General features: G+C 60.4%; 13 protein-coding genes and 1 tRNA gene. 7 read left to right on the top strand and 7 right to left on the bottom strand.

Annotation, left to right across the window (positions count from 1 at the left end):
• Window positions 1-7: 7 nt before the first annotated feature.
• The 7 genes from rfbA to DXC18_RS01230 all read right to left on the bottom strand — a co-directional run bounded on the left by rfbA (window position 8) and on the right by DXC18_RS01230 (window position 5,710).
• Window positions 8-907: a glucose-1-phosphate thymidylyltransferase RfbA gene (gene rfbA, locus DXC18_RS01260; protein ID WP_117716098.1), complete on the bottom strand. Its 900-nt coding sequence runs from the start codon at window positions 905-907 to the stop codon at window positions 8-10.
• A gap of 7 nt (window positions 908-914) precedes the next feature.
• Window positions 915-2,078, bottom strand: coding sequence for a beta 1-4 rhamnosyltransferase Cps2T (cps2T, locus tag DXC18_RS01255; RefSeq protein ID WP_117583502.1), 1,164 nt, complete (start codon window positions 2,076-2,078; stop codon window positions 915-917).
• A complete protein-coding gene (locus tag DXC18_RS01250; RefSeq protein ID WP_233503805.1) occupies window positions 2,078-2,827 on the bottom strand; it encodes a sugar transferase in 750 nt (249 codons plus the stop codon). The genes cps2T and DXC18_RS01250 overlap by 1 nt, the downstream gene beginning before the upstream one ends.
• Window positions 2,828-2,893: 66 nt before the next feature.
• A complete protein-coding gene (loaP, locus tag DXC18_RS01245) occupies window positions 2,894-3,439 on the bottom strand; it encodes an antiterminator LoaP (RefSeq protein ID WP_233503804.1) in 546 nt (181 codons plus the stop codon).
• A gap of 784 nt (window positions 3,440-4,223) precedes the next feature.
• Window positions 4,224-4,299 (bottom strand) — tRNA-Ala (locus DXC18_RS01240).
• Window positions 4,300-4,369: 70 nt separating this feature from the next.
• Window positions 4,370-5,011, bottom strand: a complete 642-nt coding sequence (locus DXC18_RS01235) for a thiamine diphosphokinase (protein WP_117583499.1) — start codon at window positions 5,009-5,011, stop codon at window positions 4,370-4,372.
• Between the two features lie 9 nt (window positions 5,012-5,020).
• Window positions 5,021-5,710, bottom strand: coding sequence for an HAD family phosphatase (locus tag DXC18_RS01230; protein ID WP_117583498.1), 690 nt, complete (start codon window positions 5,708-5,710; stop codon window positions 5,021-5,023).
• 331 nt (window positions 5,711-6,041) lie between these two features.
• Here DXC18_RS01230 and glgB point away from each other — a divergent pair, with 331 nt between their 5' ends.
• The 7 genes from glgB (at window position 6,042) to DXC18_RS01195 (ending at window position 19,476) form a co-directional block, all read left to right on the top strand.
• Window positions 6,042-8,309: a 1,4-alpha-glucan branching protein GlgB gene (gene glgB / locus DXC18_RS01225; protein ID WP_117583497.1), complete on the top strand. Its 2,268-nt coding sequence runs from the start codon at window positions 6,042-6,044 to the stop codon at window positions 8,307-8,309.
• A gap of 93 nt (window positions 8,310-8,402) precedes the next feature.
• Window positions 8,403-10,829: a glycogen/starch/alpha-glucan phosphorylase gene (locus tag DXC18_RS01220; protein ID WP_117716097.1), complete on the top strand. Its 2,427-nt coding sequence runs from the start codon at window positions 8,403-8,405 to the stop codon at window positions 10,827-10,829.
• 108 nt (window positions 10,830-10,937) lie between these two features.
• Entirely contained in the window at window positions 10,938-12,086 is a 1,149-nt protein-coding gene (locus tag DXC18_RS01215) for a glucose-1-phosphate adenylyltransferase (RefSeq protein WP_006233920.1), read from the top strand.
• Window positions 12,087-12,090: 4 nt separating this feature from the next.
• Window positions 12,091-13,218 (top strand): glucose-1-phosphate adenylyltransferase subunit GlgD, encoded by a 1,128-nt coding sequence (gene glgD / locus DXC18_RS01210; protein ID WP_117583495.1) that lies wholly within the window; start codon window positions 12,091-12,093, stop codon window positions 13,216-13,218.
• Between the two features lie 90 nt (window positions 13,219-13,308).
• Window positions 13,309-15,636: a glycogen synthase GlgA gene (gene glgA / locus DXC18_RS01205; protein ID WP_199409677.1), complete on the top strand. Its 2,328-nt coding sequence runs from the start codon at window positions 13,309-13,311 to the stop codon at window positions 15,634-15,636.
• Window positions 15,637-15,854: 218 nt separating this feature from the next.
• The gene (locus DXC18_RS01200; protein WP_117716096.1) at window positions 15,855-19,151 is read left to right on the top strand and encodes a 4-alpha-glucanotransferase; all 3,297 of its coding nucleotides are present in this window, start codon (window positions 15,855-15,857) and stop codon (window positions 19,149-19,151) included.
• Between the two features lie 88 nt (window positions 19,152-19,239).
• Window positions 19,240-19,476, top strand: a complete 237-nt coding sequence (locus tag DXC18_RS01195; RefSeq protein ID WP_117583493.1) for an FmdB family zinc ribbon protein — start codon at window positions 19,240-19,242, stop codon at window positions 19,474-19,476.
• The last annotated feature ends 151 nt before the right edge of the window (window positions 19,477-19,627 follow it).

Raw genomic sequence — 19,627 nt, 5'->3', positions numbered from 1 at the left:
GATTGAATTAGTACTCGCGCGGGCTGTTGACGATCTCGCCGGCGGCGACCTTCTTCAGGTGCCGGCCGTAGACCGACTTGCCGTAGGCCTCCGCGGCCTCCTCCAGCTCCGCGGTCGTGATCCAGCCGTTCTCCCAGGCGATCTCCTCGGGCACGGACACGGGCAGGTCCTGGGAGTGCTCCACGGCGCGGACGAACTCCGCGGCCTCGTGGAGGCTCTCCATGGTGCCGGTGTCGAGCCACGCGTAGCCGCGGCCGAGGGTGACGACGGACAGCGTCCCCTCCTCCAGGTACATCAGGTTGAGGTCGGTGATCTCCAGCTCGCCGCGGGCGGAGGGCTCCACCCCATGCGCCTTGGCGGCCACGTCGCCCGGGTAGAAGTACAGGCCGGTGACGGCGTAGGAGCTCTTGGGCTCGGCTGGCTTCTCCTCGATGGAGACGGCACGGCCCTCGCGGTCGAACTCCACGACGCCAAAGCGCTCGGGGTCGTCCACGTGGTAGCCGAAGACCGTGGCGCGGCCCGACTCGGCGTTCTGCACGGCGCGCGTCAGGTGGCGCGAAAGGCCGTTGCCGTAGAAGATGTTGTCGCCGAGCACCAGCGCGCACGGCTCGCCGGCGATGAACTCCTCGCCGATGGTGAACGCCTGCGCCAGGCCGTCCGGGCTGGGCTGCTCCGCGTAGGAGAGGTTCACGCCGTAGCGCGAGCCGTCCCCGAGCAGGCGCTCGAAGTTGGGGAGGTCGGTCGGCGTGGAGATGACCAGGATGTCGCGGATGCCCGCCAGCATGAGGGTGGACAGCGGGTAGTAGATCATGGGCTTGTCGTAGACCGGCAGCAGCTGCTTGGAGGTCACGAGCGTGAGCGGGTACAGGCGCGTACCGGACCCGCCGGCGAGGATGATGCCCTTCATGGCACTATTACCTTCCGAGGAAAAGTTCTTCATAGCTGTCGGTGATGGACCGCCACGAATACCGGTCGCGGATAACGGAAGTCGAGGCCGTATCGAGCTCCTCGATCGAGTTTGAGTCCATCATGTCCGCACGGTTAATAAGTTCAGCCAGGTCTCCGGATCCCTTACTCCAATACAGAGCCGAGTCCTCGGCGACCTCGCGGTTGAAGCCGACGTCGAGAAGGAGGTTAAGGCGCGTGGATGCCAGCGCCTCCAGGAGGCTCGGGTTGGTGCCCCCGACCTCATGGCCGTGGAAGTAGCCGTAAGCCTGCTCACGAATCTTCTTTAGGAGCTCCTGGTCGTAGACGGTTCCCACGAACTTGATGCGTGGGTCGGACTTGAAGTGCGTCTTCCGCTCGAGCTCTGCGAGGAAGGAGTCGTCCACTCCCGTCACGAGCGCGAAATCCCGCTTGGAGTCGGAAGCCATGAACTCCCGAATCATGGTCTCGTAGTTGTTCTCAGGCACGAAGCGTCCCACAACCAGGTAGTAGCCGTAGGGCTCGAGGCCCTTCTCGGAGAGCCATCCGGTGAACTTGGGGTCGTCGTCAGCGAGCGCGGAGTGCCTGATGTCGGCCCCGTAGGCGATGAAAGTCGTCTCGGGGTCCAGGTCGGCATACTCCCCTCGAATGTACTTCTCGATGTTCTTGGAGTCGCACACCATCAGGTCGGCGTGCTTGACCATCCCGCGTTCCGAGACCTTCCAGTACTTGCGGACGGGCGCGCTCCACTTGGCGCGCTTCCATTCGTGCCCGTCGGGGTTCACGAGGACCTTGCCGCCAAGGGCGTGGATCCTGTTCACGTACCTGCCGAAGAACGGCCCGATGCGACAGGCCAGCACGTAGACGATGGGGTGCTGGACTCGGTTCTCCTCAATGTAGGCGATGCACCACTTGAGGGCGTCGATGTCGTAGAAGATCGCCCTCGCGGCACCGACAGGCCTGCGCAGCACGTTGAAGCAGTGCGCCCCGTTGTGCTCGAACTCGCCGACTTGCTCGGCGGAATCCACGGCGCACGCCACGTGATATTTGATGTCAGGCGAAACCTGATTCTCGGTCAGCTTCTCCACGAACGTCTCGTAGCCGCCGTAGTTTGCCGGAATCCCCTTGGATCCGATGATGAAAACATGCTGCATTAGTACGCATCGCTCCCGTTGAAGACCTCCAGAACCGTGAGGAAGACGATCTTGAGGTCAGTGACAATTCCGCGCCTGGCTATGTACTCGAGATCACGGCGGACCATGCCGTCGAAACCAGTTGAGTTACGATCGGTAACCTGCCACCAGCCGGTGATGCCGGGCTTCACGGCCAAACGTTGCAGGTCGTACTCGGTGTACTCCGCGACCTCATTCGGCAGCGGCGGTCTGGGGCCAACCACGGACATCTGACCCAGAAACACATTCAGGAACTGCGGGAACTCGTCGATGGAGTGCTTGCGGATGAACTTCCCGATCTTGGTGACGCGGGGGTCCTCCTTCATTTTGAACATGGCGCCGGCGATCTCGTTTTGCTCCTTGAGCTCGGCGAGGCGCTCGTCGGCGTCCCTGTACATGGAGCGGAACTTCCACATGCGGAAGGTTGACAGGCTGCCGTCGGGGCAGGTCTGACCAACGCGGATCTGGCTGTAGAAGGGGTTGCCCTCACTCTCTAGGCGGATGGCCGCGGCAAGCACAAGGCTGGGTACGGCTATGACGGCCAGCACGCAGCCGCTGAACACGATGTCAAAGGCGCGCTTAACGGCGCGGTAGGCCAGGCGCGAACGATCCCAGTCCACGATGGATTGCATGGCCTTGTAACGGCCGACGCCCTCGCGCCGGTCCATGGCCTGAGCAATCAGTGCCGCCCCTGCGGGCGCATCCGTTGTATATTGAGTTTTATCCGACACGTTCTCTTCCAACACTTCGTCCCCGGGTCGGGGATCCTCCCTGTTCTGAATAGCGACCGTCTGCAGCTAAGCGATCGCCTTTTTAAGGTTTCGCGTTACACGCTGCTCGGCCGAAAGCACGGCAAGACCAACGCGCGTAGTCACGCGTCGACCGCACAGGTCGAGCTCCAAATAAGCAGTGTTTTTGCGTCTGTTAATGGTTTTGATAAGGCCTTCGTGGCCCAGCAGTGGACCTGCCGTCACTACGACCTGATCACCGTTTTTTAGGGCCTCGCTCATGGGTACAACGCGGTCTCCCCTATGCGTAAAGCTGCCAATAAGCTGGACCTCTTCTTTTGCCAGCGGCACAAACTGACCGTCCTGGGATAGCACCCGGGCAAAGTCGTCCACGCGAAGCAGATACTGTTGCACGGTACGGGGATCTGCCGTGTCGCAGATAAGATAACCGGGGAACAGCGGCTTGGTCGTATTGACCCATTCGCCGTGTACCTTGATCTCGGTTTGAAATTGGGGATAAAAGAGCTCCTGCATGGCGCTTGCCGGCACCATATGCTCGATGCGCTCGCGCATTACGTCTTCGCGACCGTTAATGACCTGGATCACATACCACACGAGTACCACCCCCTTGCTGTCTTACGTGTGGCTCACGGGGTTTGGGTATGGCTACGCCAGAGCGCTTGTGCGCAAAGGCGCCCCATATTCAAACCCTGAGCCCAGTCAGACAAGCACGTGGCTCTGCCCCACCGTGAACGGTATGTATACAAGCAGCGCTGAGGTCACAGGCACGTATCGCAAGAATGCCAGCAACCTCAGCTGACTGCGTGCGAACCAGTCAAGAGAGTTCAAAAGTGGTCCGCACGCAAACAGCTGAATACTGCTGCGGTTTGTCATGAGAATATATTGCACAGCCTATGGCGAGCTTATAAATAGCCACAAAAGCAAGTGCAAAATCGCACATGACAATCGATATTGGAGCTCGTGGTGTTTCTGGCACCGCCGTTACGGCCGGATGCTGATCAACCCTGCGCTTTATGACTTGCTGGAGCCGTGAGCACAGTTGAACTCATGTAACGTTAGGTATCCTAGCACAAGCTGTTAGTGAAACTGATTTGGGCTGCGTTGGACAACATATCGTTCATTTGACGTGATTAAGGGGGTTGTTTTGGGATGTTGTTCACGTTGGCGCAGGTTATTGGGGTGCTGGCAATAATTAGGTGCGTTCCTGAAGCCAAACTGGAGCAGCGAGCTGCACTGGTAATTGCGTTTGGATAACAAACTATGTACAGACATGGGAAATAAATTGTGCAACTTTTTGTTGGCGTAGGTGGGGTTTGTGGCGTGTGGTGTTTCATATGAAAAAAGGCCTTCGAAATACCGAAGACCTTTGCATTCACGATGGTGGAGACGAGGGGGATCGAACCCCTGACCTCTTGACTGCCAGTCAAGCGCTCTCCCAGCTGAGCTACGCCCCCGTGACGTGGAGATACTATAGGGGAAGTTGGCACGGCGTGCAAGGACTTTTTTGAGCCAGACTCTAAATGCCTATTGATATAGAAAAGCGATGGCGATGCCGGTGTGGACTTGAATCGTGGCTGTTGACCTGACGACGTTGCTAATGCCCGTGTCGGCTAACAAGCCCAGGGGGGCGTGATCTAGCTCCCATTCTAGGCCGTGTTCGCTTACCTCGGTGTTGGGGGCAATGGCGATGATGGAGAACGTCTTGCCCTCGGCGCCTTCGATGGCCCACGATTCGCCTGCGCGAAGGATGTGGGAGACTACCTTGTCCTCGGCAATCCAGACGGGAGCATCTTTGTAGTTGGATAATAGGCCTAGGACGCTTAGGGCCATATCGGGGCGGCCGCCGGTGGCGCAAGTCGCAACTACTTCGGCAACCGGCCAGCGGCGTCGGACGGAATCGAGCGCCAGCGCCAGATCGGTATAGTCCTTGTACGGATCGTGGCGCTCAACTTCAAAATCGGTGGCGGCATCGACCAGCGCGCGACCTGCATCGCTCACCGTGTCGGCATCCCCCACATATACGTCGCAGCTCAGGCCGGCGCCCAGCAACGCATCGAGCCCGCGGTCCACGGCGACAACGTGGTCGCACTCCCCTGCTAGCCTACGCAACAGATCCGCGCTCGCCACCACGGGCGAGCCGCAGACCACTAATACCTTGCAAGCCACAGCCCTCGCCTATCCCTCAAACGAAAGCACGCGGACCAGATCCAGGTCCTCATAGCCATCGATAAAGATATCGCAGTTGGCGCGTACGTCGTCGCGCTTCATACGGCCGTGCGGGTCATAGATGCCCACGCGCTTAAAGCCGGCGACACCAGAGCTCTTTAGGCCAAAAACCGCGTCCTCAAACACCCATGCGCGGTCAAACTGGTGTCCATGGCGCCCCTCCAGACGGCGCAGCGCCAGCTCGTACACATCGGGGAACTGCTTGGAGCGTCCCGCCTCGCCCGTCGTGGTAACAAACTCCATGTAAGCGTCGAGCCCGGCACCAGCGAGCGCGGACTGCACCAGCTCGGCCGGCGTGGACGTGGCAACGCACATGGCAATACCGGCCGCCTTCGCCTGCTCCAAAAACGTCAGCAGACCCTCGCGTGGCGGCACCTTAGAGTAGCCATCGATCAGAATGTCGCTCAGCTCGCGATACAGCTCCTCGCCATTCGCTCCAATACCCCAGGTGTCGTGGTAGGCCTGGCACTCGTCCTCGAGCGACAAATGCTCAAACTGGGCAAAATCGTCGACCGTCACGTCAACACCGTGGCGGTGCAATAACTCGGGCTGCGCATAGGCCCAAACCGGGGTGCTATTAACCAGTGTTCCGTCGCAATCGAAAATAAAAGCGGCATTGGGAGCGGCGGTCTGGAACATAAACGTACCTTTCGATGTCAAATGGTAAACAACCTGCTAAAAACGTTTTACCAAACGTCAACCCAACTATCTTGAAACCCTAATTGGTAAAACTGTCAAGAGTTTTACCACGGCAATTCTGCAAGTGGTATAAACATGGCGCTTACCGATTAAACGCCACCGCAAATCCTCTTTCGTTCATAAAAGTAACGTACAGGTGCTATCTTATTTTGTGCCGAAAGTTCCACCGAGCACGCGAGGTGGAACGAATCATAGAACTATCGCCGTCCCTTCGATTCGTGCAGCCTTGGACCTTTCGCATCTAGTCACCAAGGCAACACGCTGCCGCGTCATGATGGGATCAAACGTGAGCGATACAAAGCTAAAGCCAACGGCTAAAAAGCCCGCAACCCGCAAACCGGCTCCGCACGCACCGGAGCTCTCCAAGGACGATGTCTACCTGTTTGGCATTGGTATGTGGGAGCGCAGCTGGGAAAAGATGGGCGCGCATCCCGACACGCAGAACCGTACGCGCGGCTGGCGCTTTTGCGTTTGGGCGCCCGACGTAAAGAGTGTCCATGTCATTGGCGAATTTAACGACTGGAATGAGGATGCCAACCCGCTGGTACCCGTGCATACGAGCGCTATTTGGGAAGGCTTTATTCCTGGCGCCGAGCAGGGCCAGCTCTATAAATATCTCATCGAGACCAACGAGGGCGAAAAGCTCTACAAGGCAGATCCGTACGCCTTTAAGGCCGAGTGCCCTCCGGGTACCGCGAGCGTGCTGTGGACTCTCGATGGCTACAAGTGGAACGACGCCGCATGGCTCAAGCGCCGCGCCAGCCATAACCACATGTCGCAGCCCCTTAACATCTACGAGGTGCATATTGGCTCGTGGAAGCGCCACGGCGACGCGCCGCAGGGCGAGCCCGACGAGTACGGCAACTACCCCGGCCCCATGGATCCCTTCCCCGCGCAGCGCGGCGAGTTCTATACCTACGACGACCTGTCGGTGGAGCTCGTGGACTACGTGCGCGACATGGGCTACACGCATATCGAGGTCATGCCGCTTATGGAGCATCCCTTCGATGGCTCCTGGGGCTACCAGACGACAGGCTACTACGCCGCCACGTCGCGTTACGGCAACCCGCAGCAGCTCATGCACTTTATCGATGCATGCCACGAGGCAGGTATCGGCGTGATTATGGACTGGGTGCCCGGCGGTTTTTGCGCCGACGCCCACGGCCTTGCCACCTTTAATGGCCACATGCTGTTTGAGCACGAGATTCACCCCAACTGGGGAACGCACAAGTTTGACTTCGCCCGTGGCGAGGTCCGCTCCTTCCTGGTTTCTAACGTGCTGTACTGGCTCGAAAACTTCCACGTGGACGGCATTCGCATGGACGGCGTGTCCAGCATGCTGTACCTCAACTTTGGCATTGACGATCCCGGCCAAAAGAAGTTCAACAAGTACGGTACCGAGGAGGACCTGGACGCCAGCGCGTTTATCCGTCAGGTCAACTGCGCTGTAGAGGCGCACTACCCCGACGTGATGATGATGGCCGAGGAGTCCACCGCGTGGCCGCTCGTGACCTATCCGCCGCAGGACGGCGGCCTGGGCTTCCACTACAAGTGGGACATGGGCTGGATGAACGACACCCTGCACTACATGCAGACCGATTTTCCGTGGCGCCCCGGCAACCACGGCCTGCTCACGTTCTCCATCATGTACGCCTTTACCGAGAACTTTATTTGCCCGCTGAGCCACGACGAGGTCGTGCACGGCAAGTGCTCGCTCATTGGCCGGATGCCGGGCGACTGGTGGCGCCAGTTTGCCGGCCTGCGCACGCTGGCCTTCTACCAAATGACGCACCCCGGTGCCAAGCTCAACTTTATGGGCAACGAGATCGGACAGTTTATTGAGTGGCGCTACTACGAGTCCATCCAGTGGTTCCTGACCGAGGAGTACGAGACACACCGCCATCATCAGGCGTTTATCAAGGCGCTCAACCACCTGTACACCGCCGAGCCCGCCCTGTACGAGCGCGGCTACACCGACGACGGCTTTACCTGGATTGACGCGGACAACTCCAGGCAGTCCATCGTGAGCTTTGTGCGTCAGGGCGAGGACGTCGATGACGACCTGGTGATCCTGATCAACTTTGACCCAGCGAGCTACGAGAGCTTCCGCGTGGGCGTGCCGCGCGAGGGCGACTGGGAAGTCATCTTCGATTCTGACCGTCCCGAGTTTGGTGGCAGCGGATACGCCGGTGAAGAGCCCTACACCTGCTCGAGCGAGCCCTATCCCTGGAACGGGCAGATGGACTCCATCGAGATGAAGGTGCCCGGCCTGGCAGGCGTAGTGCTTAAGCGCCGCGGTCCCAGCAGCTACAAGCCGCCGGTGGTTGAGGAGCCCAAAGCTGCGCCCAAAAAGCGCACGTCCTCGGTGAAGCCCAAGCCTGCAGCTGCTAAGAAGGCTCCGGCTAAGGCCAAGGCGAAGGCTGCCAAGCCCGCTGCCAAGGCTTCGGCTAAGTCCACCACGGCCAAGAAGGCAACCGCTAAAAAGGCTGCTCCCAAGGCCAAGACAGGCGCTGTTAAGGCTCCTGCCAGGAAAGCGTAACAAAAGCGTTACCACTGCAATTACCCGCCCCGCAGGGGCGTAGGATACAAGCCATAACCGTTCCGGGAGAAACATCCCCGGGGGAAGGAACGTATGAATAAGATCTTCGACAACAAGCAGGAGTTTACCGAGCTCTATCGCGATGCCGTCATGAGCATCAGCGGCAAGAGCGTCGAGGCCGCCAGCGACCTGGACCGCTTTAACGCCCTGGCCAAGCTCGTGGCCGAGAAGGCACGCACCGTTGCCACCAAAAGCGACGCCCGCGTCACCGCCGAGGGCAAGAAGCGCGTGTACTACTTCTCGATTGAGTTTTTGATCGGCCGCCTGCTCGACAACTACCTGCTCAACTTTGGTGTGCGCGACATGGTCGCCGAGGCGCTCGACGACATGGGCTTTGATCTGTCCGTCATCGAGAACCAGGAGCCCGATCCGGCGCTGGGCAACGGTGGCCTGGGCCGTCTGGCCGCATGCTTCCTGGATTCCATGGCAGCCGAGGGCATTGCCGGCTACGGCAACGGCATGCGCTACCGCTACGGCCTGTTTAAGCAGGAGATCGTCAACGGCAGTCAGGTCGAGGCCACCGATGAGTGGCTCACCCACGGCTATCCCTGGGAGGTTCGTCGTCAGGACAAGGCCGTGACCATTAAGCTTGGTGGCCATGTTGAGGGCTTTAAGGAGAACGGCCGCACATTCTACCGCACGGTGGACACGCAGGATATCCTGGCCGTTCCTTACGACATCCCCGTAGTGGGCTATGCCGGCGAGACCGTCAACAAGCTGCGCGTCTGGGCCGCCGAGCCGGTCGAGGAGCACTTTGACCTTGAGGCCTTCAACCGCGGCGACTACGCCCTGGCCGACGCCGAGCGCGCCGAGGCCGAGGCCATCAGCGCCATCCTCTACCCCAACGACGCCGGCGAGCACGGTCGTCTGCTGCGCCTGAAGCAGGAGTACCTGTTCGTTTCGGCCGGCATCTACAGCCTGCTCGACACCTTTGAGAAGGAGCACGGTGAGAACTGGGAGCTGCTGCCGCAGTTTGTGGCCATCCACACCAACGACACGCACCCCGCCATGTGCGGCCCCGAGCTCATGCGCATCCTCATCGACGAGAAGAAGCTCGAGTGGGATGACGCTTGGAACATCGTGACGCAGGTCGTGAGCTACACCAACCACACCATCCTGCCCGAGGCTCTGGAGAAGTGGCCCATCGGCACGTTCTCCAAGCTCCTCCCCCGCGTGTACCAGATCATCGACGAGATCAGCCGTCGTTGGCATGAGTCGTTCGACACCACGCAGGAGGGCTGGCAGGAGCGTCTGCGCCAGACCGCCATCCTGTGGGACGGCGAGATTCGCATGGCCAACCTGTCTGTGATCTGCAGCCACAGCGTCAACGGCGTGGCCAAGATCCACTCTGACATCATCAAGAACATCGTGCTCAAGGACTTCTATGCCCTGACGCCCGAGAAATTCAACAACAAGACCAACGGCATCTCGCACCGTCGCTTCTTTGCCGAGGCCAACCCTACCTACGCCAAGCTCGTGACCGAGGCCATTGGCGATGGCTGGCTGAAGGACGCCTTTGAGCTGGAGAAGCTCAAGGAGTTTAAGGACGACACCGAGTTCCTGAAGGCCGTGGGTGCCTCCAAGCGCGCCAACAAGGAGCGCCTGGCCGCTTACGTCAAGGCCGAGACCGGTCTGGTCATTGACCCCAACACCGTCTTCGATGTTCAGGTTAAGCGTTTCCATGCCTACAAGCGCCAGCTCATGAACATCATGAAGGTGATGGACATCTACAACCGTCGCATCGCCGATCCCAACTTCCACGTGACGCCGACGACCTTCATCTTTAGCGGCAAGGCAGCCTCGAGCTACACCTTTGCCAAGGAGACCATCCGCCTGATCAACTCGGTGGCCGACGTCATCAACAACGACCCGCGCGTCAACGAGGTCATGAAGGTCTGCTTTATCCCCAACTTCCGCGTGAGCAACGCCCAGCTCATCTACCCTGCCGCCGAGATCTCGGAACAGATCTCCACGGCCGGCAAGGAGGCCTCGGGCACGTCCAACATGAAGCTCATGATGAACGGCGCCATTACGCTGGGCACCCTCGACGGCGCCAACATCGAGATCGCCGACCTGGCCGGCCGCGAGAACGAGGTCATCTTTGGCCTGACCGCTCCCGAGGTCGAGCAGCTTTGGGCGTCGAACAGCTACTTTGCCTGGGATACGCTCAACAACGATCGCGACCGCCTGGGCCGCGTGATGGACGAGCTCAAGGACAACACCTTTGCGGGTCTTTCGGGCAACTTCGAGAGCATCTACAACGAGCTCATGAACAACAACGACCCCGACCTGGTCATGGCAGACTTCCGCAGCTACGTGGATGCGTGGGAGAAGCTCACCGGCAGCTATGGCGACCAGGAGACCTGGAACCGCAAGGCCCTGCTCAACACTGCCTCCTCCGGCTGGTTCTCGAGCGACCGCACCATTCGCGAGTACCGCGACGAGATCTGGCACGCGTAAAGGCGCGCGAGCTCCCTTATGCCAGCACGGCATTACTCGACGGGCGCGACCGAGCGCCGCGCCCGTCGCTAATGGGTTTAGGAACATCGATGACAGAAGGAGAAATCGATGAGTAAGAAAGAATGCATCGCGATGCTCCTCGCAGGAGGACAGGGCAGCCGATTGGGGGCACTCACCCAAAAGATCGCTAAGCCGGCGGTTAGCTTTGGTGGCAAGTTCCGCATTATAGACTTTTCGCTCTCTAACTGCTCCAACTCGGGCATCGACACGGTGGGCGTTCTGACGCAGTACCGCCCCTACCTGCTGCATGCCTACGTGGGATCCGGCGAGGCTTGGGATCTGGACAGCCGCGATGGCGGCGTGTCGATCCTGCCGCCGTACGAGACGCAGACCGGTGGCGCCTGGTATGCGGGCACGGCCGACGCCATTACGCAGAACCTCGACTACATCAAGGCTAACGACCCCAAGTACGTCCTGATTCTTTCGGGCGATCACCTGTATCGCATGGACTACCGCAAGATGCTCAAGACGCACATTGAGAACAACGCCGACCTCACGGTGAGCGTTATGCCCGTGCCGTGGGAGGAGGCCAGCCGCTTTGGCATCCTGACCACCGATCCCGAGGACGGCCGCATCACCAAGTTCACCGAGAAGCCCGATAAGCCCGATTCGAACCTCGCGTCCATGGGCATCTACATCTTCTCGGCAGACGTGCTGATCGAGGCGCTCGAGGAGGATGCTCTGGACCAGCGCTCGAGCCACGACTTTGGCAAGGACATCATCCCCAAGCTGCTCGGCGAGGGCAAGCGCCTGTACAGCTACGAGTTCCACGGCTTTTGGAAGGACGTCGGCACCATCGCCAGCTTCCACGAGACCTCGATGGACCTGCTGGGCAACAACCCCGAGTTCGATCTGTTCGACAAGCACTTCCCCATCATGTCCAACATCACCACGCGTCCGCCGCACTACATTGGCCCGGACGGCCGCCTGGACGACTGCCTGGTCTCCAACGGCTGCAAGATTTACGGCACCGCTCGCCACTCGATCCTTTCGACCGATGTCATCATCGAAGAACGCGCCGTGGTCGAGGACTCCGTGCTGCTGCCGGGTGCGCACGTTAAGAGCGGCGCGCACATCTGCCGCGCAATTTTGGGCGAGAACTCCACGGTCGAAGAGGGCGTGAAGCTCGGCTCTGTCGATACCACCAAGGATACGGCCGTCGTTGGAAATGACGTCGTTATCGGGAAGGGGGAATGATCCGATGATCAATCGCAAGGCCATCGGTTATATCACCGCTAACTACTCTTCGACCTACGGCAGCGTGCTGCTCAAGGACCGCCCCATCGCGTCCGTTCCTTTTTTGGGCCGCTACCGCCTGATCGACTTCCCGCTGTCCAACATGATGAATGCCGGCATTAAGACCGTCGGCGTCGTCATGCCGGGAAACTACCGCTCGCTGATCGACCACGTGGGCTCGGGCAAGGACTGGGGCTTGGACCGCAAGAAGGGCGGCCTGTTCATGGTGCCCGGCAACGCGTATGGCACCACCAAGGGTGGCATGCGCTTCCTGCTGCGCGACATCATCTCCAACAAGACGCTGTTCCAGCGCTCGGATAAGCCCTATGTCGTGATGATGGGCACCAACATCATCTTTAACATGGATCTCAACACCATCATCGACGCGCACGAGAACTCCGGCGCCCAGATGACCGTGGTGTACTGCAAGGCCACGCGCAACGTCGATGACGAGACCAAACTCGAAATAAACGAGAACGGCCGCCTGACGGGCGTGAGCGCTGGCGTCGTGTACGGCGACAACGCCTCTATGGACTGCTGCATCGTCAACCGCGATACGCTGCTCGAGATCATCGACCACTACCAGGCTGCCGACTATCTGGACCTACTCGAGGCACTTCAGGGCGACTTTGGCAACATCGACGTGTGCAGCTACGAGTACAAGGGCGAGGTCGTGGGCGTGTTTAGCGAGAAGTCACTGTACCGCCGCAGCATGGACCTGCTCGACCAGACCGTGGCCGATCAGCTCTTTGACCCCGAGCGCCCGATCCTGACCAAGGCTCACGACGTGCCGCCTTCGCGCTATGCGACCGGCAGCCACGCGTGCAACTCGATCATCTCGGCCGGCTGCATCATCAAGGGCACCGTGCGTAACTCGATCCTGTCGCGCGGCGTCGTGGTCGAGGAAGGCGCTTCGGTGACCAACTCGATCATCAACCAGAGCTGCATCATCAAGAGCGGCGCACGCGTTGAGAACGCCATTCTGGACAAGAACAACGTGGTCCCCACCAACACCGAGCTTCGCGGCACGCCCGAGAACATCCTGGTGCTGGGCAAGGCTCCGTTAACTTCCGACACCACCATCGTACGTTAACGTTGGCACCGCAACATCGCTCGTAAAATGTAGAATAGCCGCCCGGTTAGCGCCAGGCGGCTATTCTCGAATTGCAACATGGGAGACAATATGGCTGATTCCAGCAAAAAGATGCAGATCGTGTTTGCCTCGGCCGAGTGCGCACCGTTTGTAAAGACCGGTGGCCTGGGTGACGTGGCGGGCTCGCTGCCTGCGGCGCTTGTGCGCGCCGGCGCCGAGGTTATCGTGATGGTGCCCAAGTACGCCACCATCAAGGACGAGTACAAGGCGCAGATGGAGCACTTTGCCGACTTTTACGTGAGCCTAGGCTGGCGAAACGAGTACTGCGGGCTTGAGAAACTCGAGCGCGACGGCGTCACCTATATGTTCGTGGACAACGAGCGCTACTTTGCGCGCGACTATCCGTACGGCTTTTTTGACGACGGCGAGCGCTTCGCGTTCTTCTCCAAGGCCATCACCGAGAGCCTGCAGCACCTGCCGGCCGGCTTTGAGTGCGACATCCTGCATTGCAACGACTGGCAGACGGCGCTGGCACCAGTGTTCTTACGCGAGTTCTACCAGGGCCTGCCGCTGTACGACCGCGTCAAGACCGTGTTCTCGATCCACAACGTGGCGTTCCAGGGCCAGTTTAGCGACACCGTGATGGAGGACATCCTGGGTGTGGCGCATATTCCCGCGGCCGCCTCACAGCTGCGTTGCGACGCTTGCAGCGTCAACTACATGCTGGGCGCGCTTCGCTATGCCGACGCCATTACCACGGTGAGCCCCACCTATGCCAACGAGATCCAGACGCCCGAGTTTGGCGAGGGCCTGGACGGTGTGCTGCGCGAGCGCTCCTATGCGCTGCAGGGCATTTTGAATGGCATCGACGTCGCGGGCTTTGATCCGGCGACCGACAAGCGCATTGCCGCCAACTACACCGTGGAGGACCGTTCCGGCAAGGCCGTGTGCAAGGCCAAGCTGCAGGAGGAACTGGGGCTCGAGGTTCGCGACGACCGTCCGCTCATGGTGATGGTCACGCGCCTGACGCGCCAAAAGGGCATGGACCTGGTCATGTACGCGCTCGACCGCATCCTGGCAGGCGGCGTTCAGGTGGCCGTGCTGGGTACCGGCGACCGCGACTACGAGGACGGCCTGCGCTACTTCCAGGACAAGTACCCCGGCACCATGGCCGCGCGCATCGAGTTCGATCCGGCGCTGTCGCAGCGCATGTACGCTGGCGCCGATATGTTCCTGATGCCTTCGAAGTTTGAGCCCTGCGGCCTGTCGCAGATCATCGCCATGCGCTACGGTACGCTGCCCATCGTGCGCGAGACCGGTGGCCTGAAGGACACCGTGATCCCGTATAACGAGTTTACCGGCGAGGGCACGGGCTTCTCGTTTAGCAACTTTAACGGCGACGAGATGGGCGACGCGGTCTTCCGCGCAGCGCGCCTGTTCTGGGATAACCGCGACGCTTGGAACCAGCTGGTCACGCAGGCCATGAGCCAGGACTTTAGCTGGACGCGCTCGGCAGACAAGTATCTGGATCTGTACTTCTTTATGCACCCGGAGATCGAGCGCCCGCTGGCTGTTGTCGACGAGCCTGAGGCTGTTGCTGAGCCGGTGGCCGCTGAGGAGCCCAAGGCCGAAGAGAAGCCGGTTGAAGCTGAGCCCGTTACGGCCGAGTCTGAGGTGAAGGCTGAGGCTGCTCCTGAGGCAGAGTCCGAGGTCAAGCCAGCTGCGAAGCCTGCAGCTAAGAAGACCACGACTCGTAAGACGACGGCTAAGAAGGCCACAGCGGCCAAAGCGACGGCAACCAAGACCACCGCTGTCAAGACAACGACCTCGCGCAAGCGCACCACCGCAGCTGCCAAGAAGGCCGCCGAACCCGAGGTCGCTCCTGAGGTAAAGGCCGAGATCGCTGAGGCCAAGCCGGCCGCCAAGGCTCCGGCAAAGACCGCTGCCAAGAAGGCGACCACGACCGCCAAGAAGGTAACAGCTGCCAAGAAGACCACGGCAACGAAGTCGACGGCCGCCAAGGCTACTGCGACCAAGGCCGCTCCGAAGGCTGCCACAAAGCCCGCCGTCAAGGTTAAGGAGGCAGCCGCCGAGCCTAAGGCCAAGGCAGCTGTCGAGGCCAAGCCGACCGCCAAGACCACCACGCGCAAGCGCGCAACGACGACGGCCAAGAAGTCCACGACCAAGGCCGCAGCTGCCAAGGCAGAGGCTAAGCCCGCCGCCGTCAAAGAGGAGCCCAAGCCCGAGGCAAAGCCCAAGCCGGCACCGAAAACCGCTCCGAAGGCTACGGCAAAGGCCGAGCCTAAGGTCGAACCCGCCAAGGAGCCCCCGGTCTCCCCCGCCGCCGCGACCGAGAAAAAAGCGCCGTCCAAGAAGACGTCCGTCCGCAAGGCAACGGCCACCCGCAAGCGCCGCTAGCCCACAGACGATCCAAAACCTCATCAAACCATAAGTAAGGGGCGCTCCAACCGGGCGCCCCTTCTCTGTGGATAGTTGGTAAAACGATTTTCTAGGACAACCGTTCGCCGATGGTAAACGGATGTTGTTTATACAGCCTGTGTACAACAGATATACTTACATCCTGTGCGTAAAGCCCATGGCCAGCAGGCCATGATTCTATTGAACTGGACCGTACTATGAGATTGATACACAACAGCCGCCTGCCGCAGTTTCGCACTCCGTTTGGCGCTGTTACCACTGGCACTTCCGTTTCGCTCTCGGTGATCTTGGAGGATGCCGACCCCAACCAGGCAACGCTCACCCTGCGCACCTGGGTCGATGAGATCGGCGAGTCTCGGTATCCCATGACGCATGAAGGCGACGGCATATTTTCCGTAGAGCTTGAGTGTACCGAGCCCTGTCTTATCTGGTACAGCTTTATCTGCAATATCGAGGGCCAGCCCGAGGTTCGCCTGGGCGCACCGCAGGGCCGCACCGGCGGCGAAGGCGTAACCTACGACTACGCCGAGGTACCTTCGTTCCAGATCACCGTCTATAAGCACCGCGACAACCGCCCCGCCTGGTACGAGCGCGGCATGGTGTACCAGATCTTCCCCGACCGCTATGCCCGCGACGAGCACTGGCGCGAGCGCACGCTGGCCGAGGTCGAAAAACCGCGCAACGGAATCCAGCGCCGCATGGTCGAGGACTGGAACGAGCCGCCCGTGTACGAGCGTGCCGAGGACGGCTCCATCAAGACATGGGACTTCTACGGCGGCTCGCTCAAGGGCATCCAGGAAGACCTGCCCCGCATCGCCGAGCTGGGCTTTACGGCCATCTACTTCAACCCCATCTTTGAAGCCGCGAGCAACCACCGCTACGACACGGCCGACTACACCAAGATCGACCCGATTCTGGGCATCGAGCAGGACTTTACCGAGCTGTGCCAGGCAGCCGAGAAGCTGGGCATCTCCATCATCCTGGACGGTGTCTTCAACCACACGGGCGATGACTCGATCTATTTCAACCGCTACGGCAACTACCCCGGCGTGGGTGCCTGGCAGAGCGAGGATTCGCCGTGGCGCGATGCGTTTACCTTCCACGAGGACGGCTCGTACGACTGCTGGTGGGGCGTTGGCAACATGCCAGCCATCAACGAGAAGTCCGAGCTGGTGCGCGAGAAGCTCCTGGGCAAGGACGGCGTGATCCGCAAATGGCTGCGCGCCGGTGCCCATGGTTGGCGTCTGGACGTCGCTGACGAGCTTTCCGACGACTTTCTGGCCGAGATCAAGAAGGCCGTACTTGCCGAAAAGCCTGATGCACTGTTGCTCGGCGAAGTCTGGGAAGACGCCTCCAACAAGATTAGCTACGGTCATCTGCGCCGCTACCTGCAGGGCTCCGAGCTGGACTCTGCTATGGATTACCCCTTCCGTGACATGGTCATCGGCTTTTTGATGGGCTACAAGAACGCCTACCAGGCAGCCGAGGATATCGAAACCATGCGCGAGAACTATCCCCGTGAGGCCCTGTCCTGCGCACTTAATCTGCTTTCGAGCCACGACCGTCCGCGCATCATCTCGGTGCTCGGCGGCGGCCCCGACGAGTCGCAGCTGCCCGAGTGCGAGCGCAGCAAATGGCGCCTGGACGAGAACTCGATGGGCCTGGCCAAGAGCCGTTTTTGGCTCGCCACGCTCATGCAGATGACCTTCCCCGGTGTGCCTTCAATCTACTACGGCGATGAGTACGGCTTGGAGGGCCTGACCGATCCGGGCAATCGCCGCACGCTGCCTTTGAAGGAAGACCTGCACGACTTCGATACGTTCGCGATCGTCAAGAACGCATCTGCTGTGCGCCGCGCTCTGCCATTTATGATCGACGGCGAGATCAAGGCCTTCGCGCTCAACGACGAGGTACTGGCATACAACCGCACGGGCAAGGATGGCGAGTCCGCGACTGTTATCATCAACCGCAGCCTGCGCAATTCGCACCGCGTGACGATTCCAGCGCTCGGCGAATGCGCGAGCGACGTGATCAGCGGTCACGAGTGCGAGATCCACAATGGTACGGTCACGCTCGATCTGTATCCGCTGGGGTCGTCGATCATCTATCACCACGCCGAGCAGCGCCTGCAGGAGCCGCTCGATCACGGTGCGGGCGTTGTGTGCCACATCACCTCGGTGCCGACTGACGACGGCAACCCCGGCACAATCGGTGCGCCCACGCGTCGTTTTATCGATCATCTGGCCGCTATGGGCATGCGCTACTGGCAGGTCCTGCCTGTCAACCCCACGGACTTCTTCCGCTCCCCTTACGCCGGTCCTTCGGCCTTTGCAGGCAATATCGACCTGCTGCCCGAGAGCCACGAGGAGCTGGCAGCCGACTTTGAGACCTGGAAGGCCCGCGGCGGCGAGGATGCCGATCCGCTGTACACCGCGTTTAAACATCGCAATGCCGATTGGCTCGAGAAGTACTGCGTCTACATGGCCGTCAAAAAGTACTTTGAGGGCGAATCGCGCCACGATTGGCCGGCAGATGTCGCGCGCTACAACGAGCATCTGATCGACGACAAGCGCTTCCACGACGAGGCCGAGCTTCAGGCGTACATGCAGTACCGCTTTGACCTGGCCTGGTGCGAGCTCATGAACTATGCGCACAAGAAGGGCATCGAGGTCATCGGCGATATCCCTATGTACGTGTCCGACGATTCGGCCGACGCGTGGAGCGAGCCCGAGAACTTCTGGTTGTCCGATACCGGTAAGGCAATCGAGATCTCCGGTGCGCCGCCCGACAACTTTGCGCCCGAGGGCCAGGTGTGGGGCAACCCGACGTTCCGCTGGGACCACATGAAGCAGAACGGCTATAGCTGGTGGATGGATCGCCTGCGTCGTGCATTTTCGCTCTACGACCGCGTGCGCCTGGATCACTTCCTGGGCTTCCACAGCTACTTTAGCATTCCCGCGGGTAAGGCCTGCGCCGACGGGCGTTGGCTGGCAGGCCCGGGCAAGGACCTGTTCCAGACCGCCTATGACGAGCTGGGGCCGCTCAACTTTATCGCCGAGGACCTGGGCTACCTGACGCCCGGTGTTCGCGCCATGGCTTCGACTTGCGGCTTCCCCGGTATGGACGTACTGGAGTTTAGCGATTACGACGTTCGTTGCGGCGTGCACCCTACGCCCGGCAAGATCCTGTACACATCGACTCACGACACGTCGACGCTCGCGGGTTGGTGCACGCGCTCCTTTGCGGGCGGCGACGAGCCGAGCGGTGTTGAGGTGGCAGCCAAGCTGATGAGTGACGCGCTGACAAGCGACGCTCCCCTGGTGATGATGCCGCTGCAGGATGTCCTGGGGCTGGGCGACGACGCGCGCATGAACGTACCGGGCGTGGCCACGGGCAACTGGACCTGGCAGGCTGACGAGGCCGACGTTGCGGCCGCCGAGAGCAAAACCGCACAGCTCCTGCGCAACACGCATAGATTCTGGGGCGAAGCGTGATAAAACGCCCGATATAGGGTACAGTTACAGACGTTTGAATTTTTGCGGGCAGAGTAATCTGCCCGCTTTGTGCTGAAAAGGAAGTATTATGGCGCGCTACGATTACAAGTGCTCGAGCTGCGGCAACGTGTTTGAGGTTGAGCATCCCATGTCCGAGACCCCCGAGGTCGTGTGCCCCAACTGCGGCGCTCCGGCCGCCAAGACGTTCTCGGCCAGCGGCATCAAGTTTGAGGGCAGTGGCTTCTACAACACCGACCAGCGAAGCGGCGGCTCCAGCACCAGCGCCACGAGTGGCTGCTGCGCCAACTGCCCGCACAGCCACTAGAAACCAATCAGCCCCGCGATCAACACCGATCGCGGGGCTATTTCTTTGCGCAATGGGTAGCTAATTATCAGGCCAGGTTTCCTTATGAATTGCGGTGAAATAAGGACAGTTTGGCAGGTAGAAGCCGCTATTCAATCCCTATTTCACCGCA

Origin of the sequence: Collinsella sp. OM08-14AT (genome assembly GCF_003438115.1) — a bacterium.
GTDB lineage: Bacteria > Actinomycetota > Coriobacteriia > Coriobacteriales > Coriobacteriaceae > Collinsella.
The sequence above is the reverse complement of the archived record's forward strand: the minus strand, read 5'-3'. Positions and strand labels throughout refer to the sequence as shown.

What these genes read in the sequence shown, in the direction of transcription:
- rfbA (WP_117716098.1), bottom strand. Translation starts at nt 907, where the DNA reads ATGAAGGGCATCATCCTCGCCGGCGGGTCCGGTACGCGCCTGTACCCG.
- cps2T (WP_117583502.1), bottom strand. Translation starts at nt 2,078, where the DNA reads ATGCAGCATGTTTTCATCATCGGATCCAAGGGGATTCCGGCAAACTAC.
- DXC18_RS01230 (WP_117583498.1), bottom strand. Translation starts at nt 5,710, where the DNA reads ATGTTCCAGACCGCCGCTCCCAATGCCGCTTTTATTTTCGATTGCGAC.
- glgB (WP_117583497.1), top strand. Translation starts at nt 6,042, where the DNA reads ATGATGGGATCAAACGTGAGCGATACAAAGCTAAAGCCAACGGCTAAA.
- DXC18_RS01220 (WP_117716097.1), top strand. Translation starts at nt 8,403, where the DNA reads ATGAATAAGATCTTCGACAACAAGCAGGAGTTTACCGAGCTCTATCGC.
- DXC18_RS01215 (WP_006233920.1), top strand. Translation starts at nt 10,938, where the DNA reads ATGAGTAAGAAAGAATGCATCGCGATGCTCCTCGCAGGAGGACAGGGC.
- glgD (WP_117583495.1), top strand. Translation starts at nt 12,091, where the DNA reads ATGATCAATCGCAAGGCCATCGGTTATATCACCGCTAACTACTCTTCG.
- glgA (WP_199409677.1), top strand. Translation starts at nt 13,309, where the DNA reads ATGGCTGATTCCAGCAAAAAGATGCAGATCGTGTTTGCCTCGGCCGAG.
- DXC18_RS01200 (WP_117716096.1), top strand. Translation starts at nt 15,855, where the DNA reads ATGAGATTGATACACAACAGCCGCCTGCCGCAGTTTCGCACTCCGTTT.
- DXC18_RS01195 (WP_117583493.1), top strand. Translation starts at nt 19,240, where the DNA reads ATGGCGCGCTACGATTACAAGTGCTCGAGCTGCGGCAACGTGTTTGAG.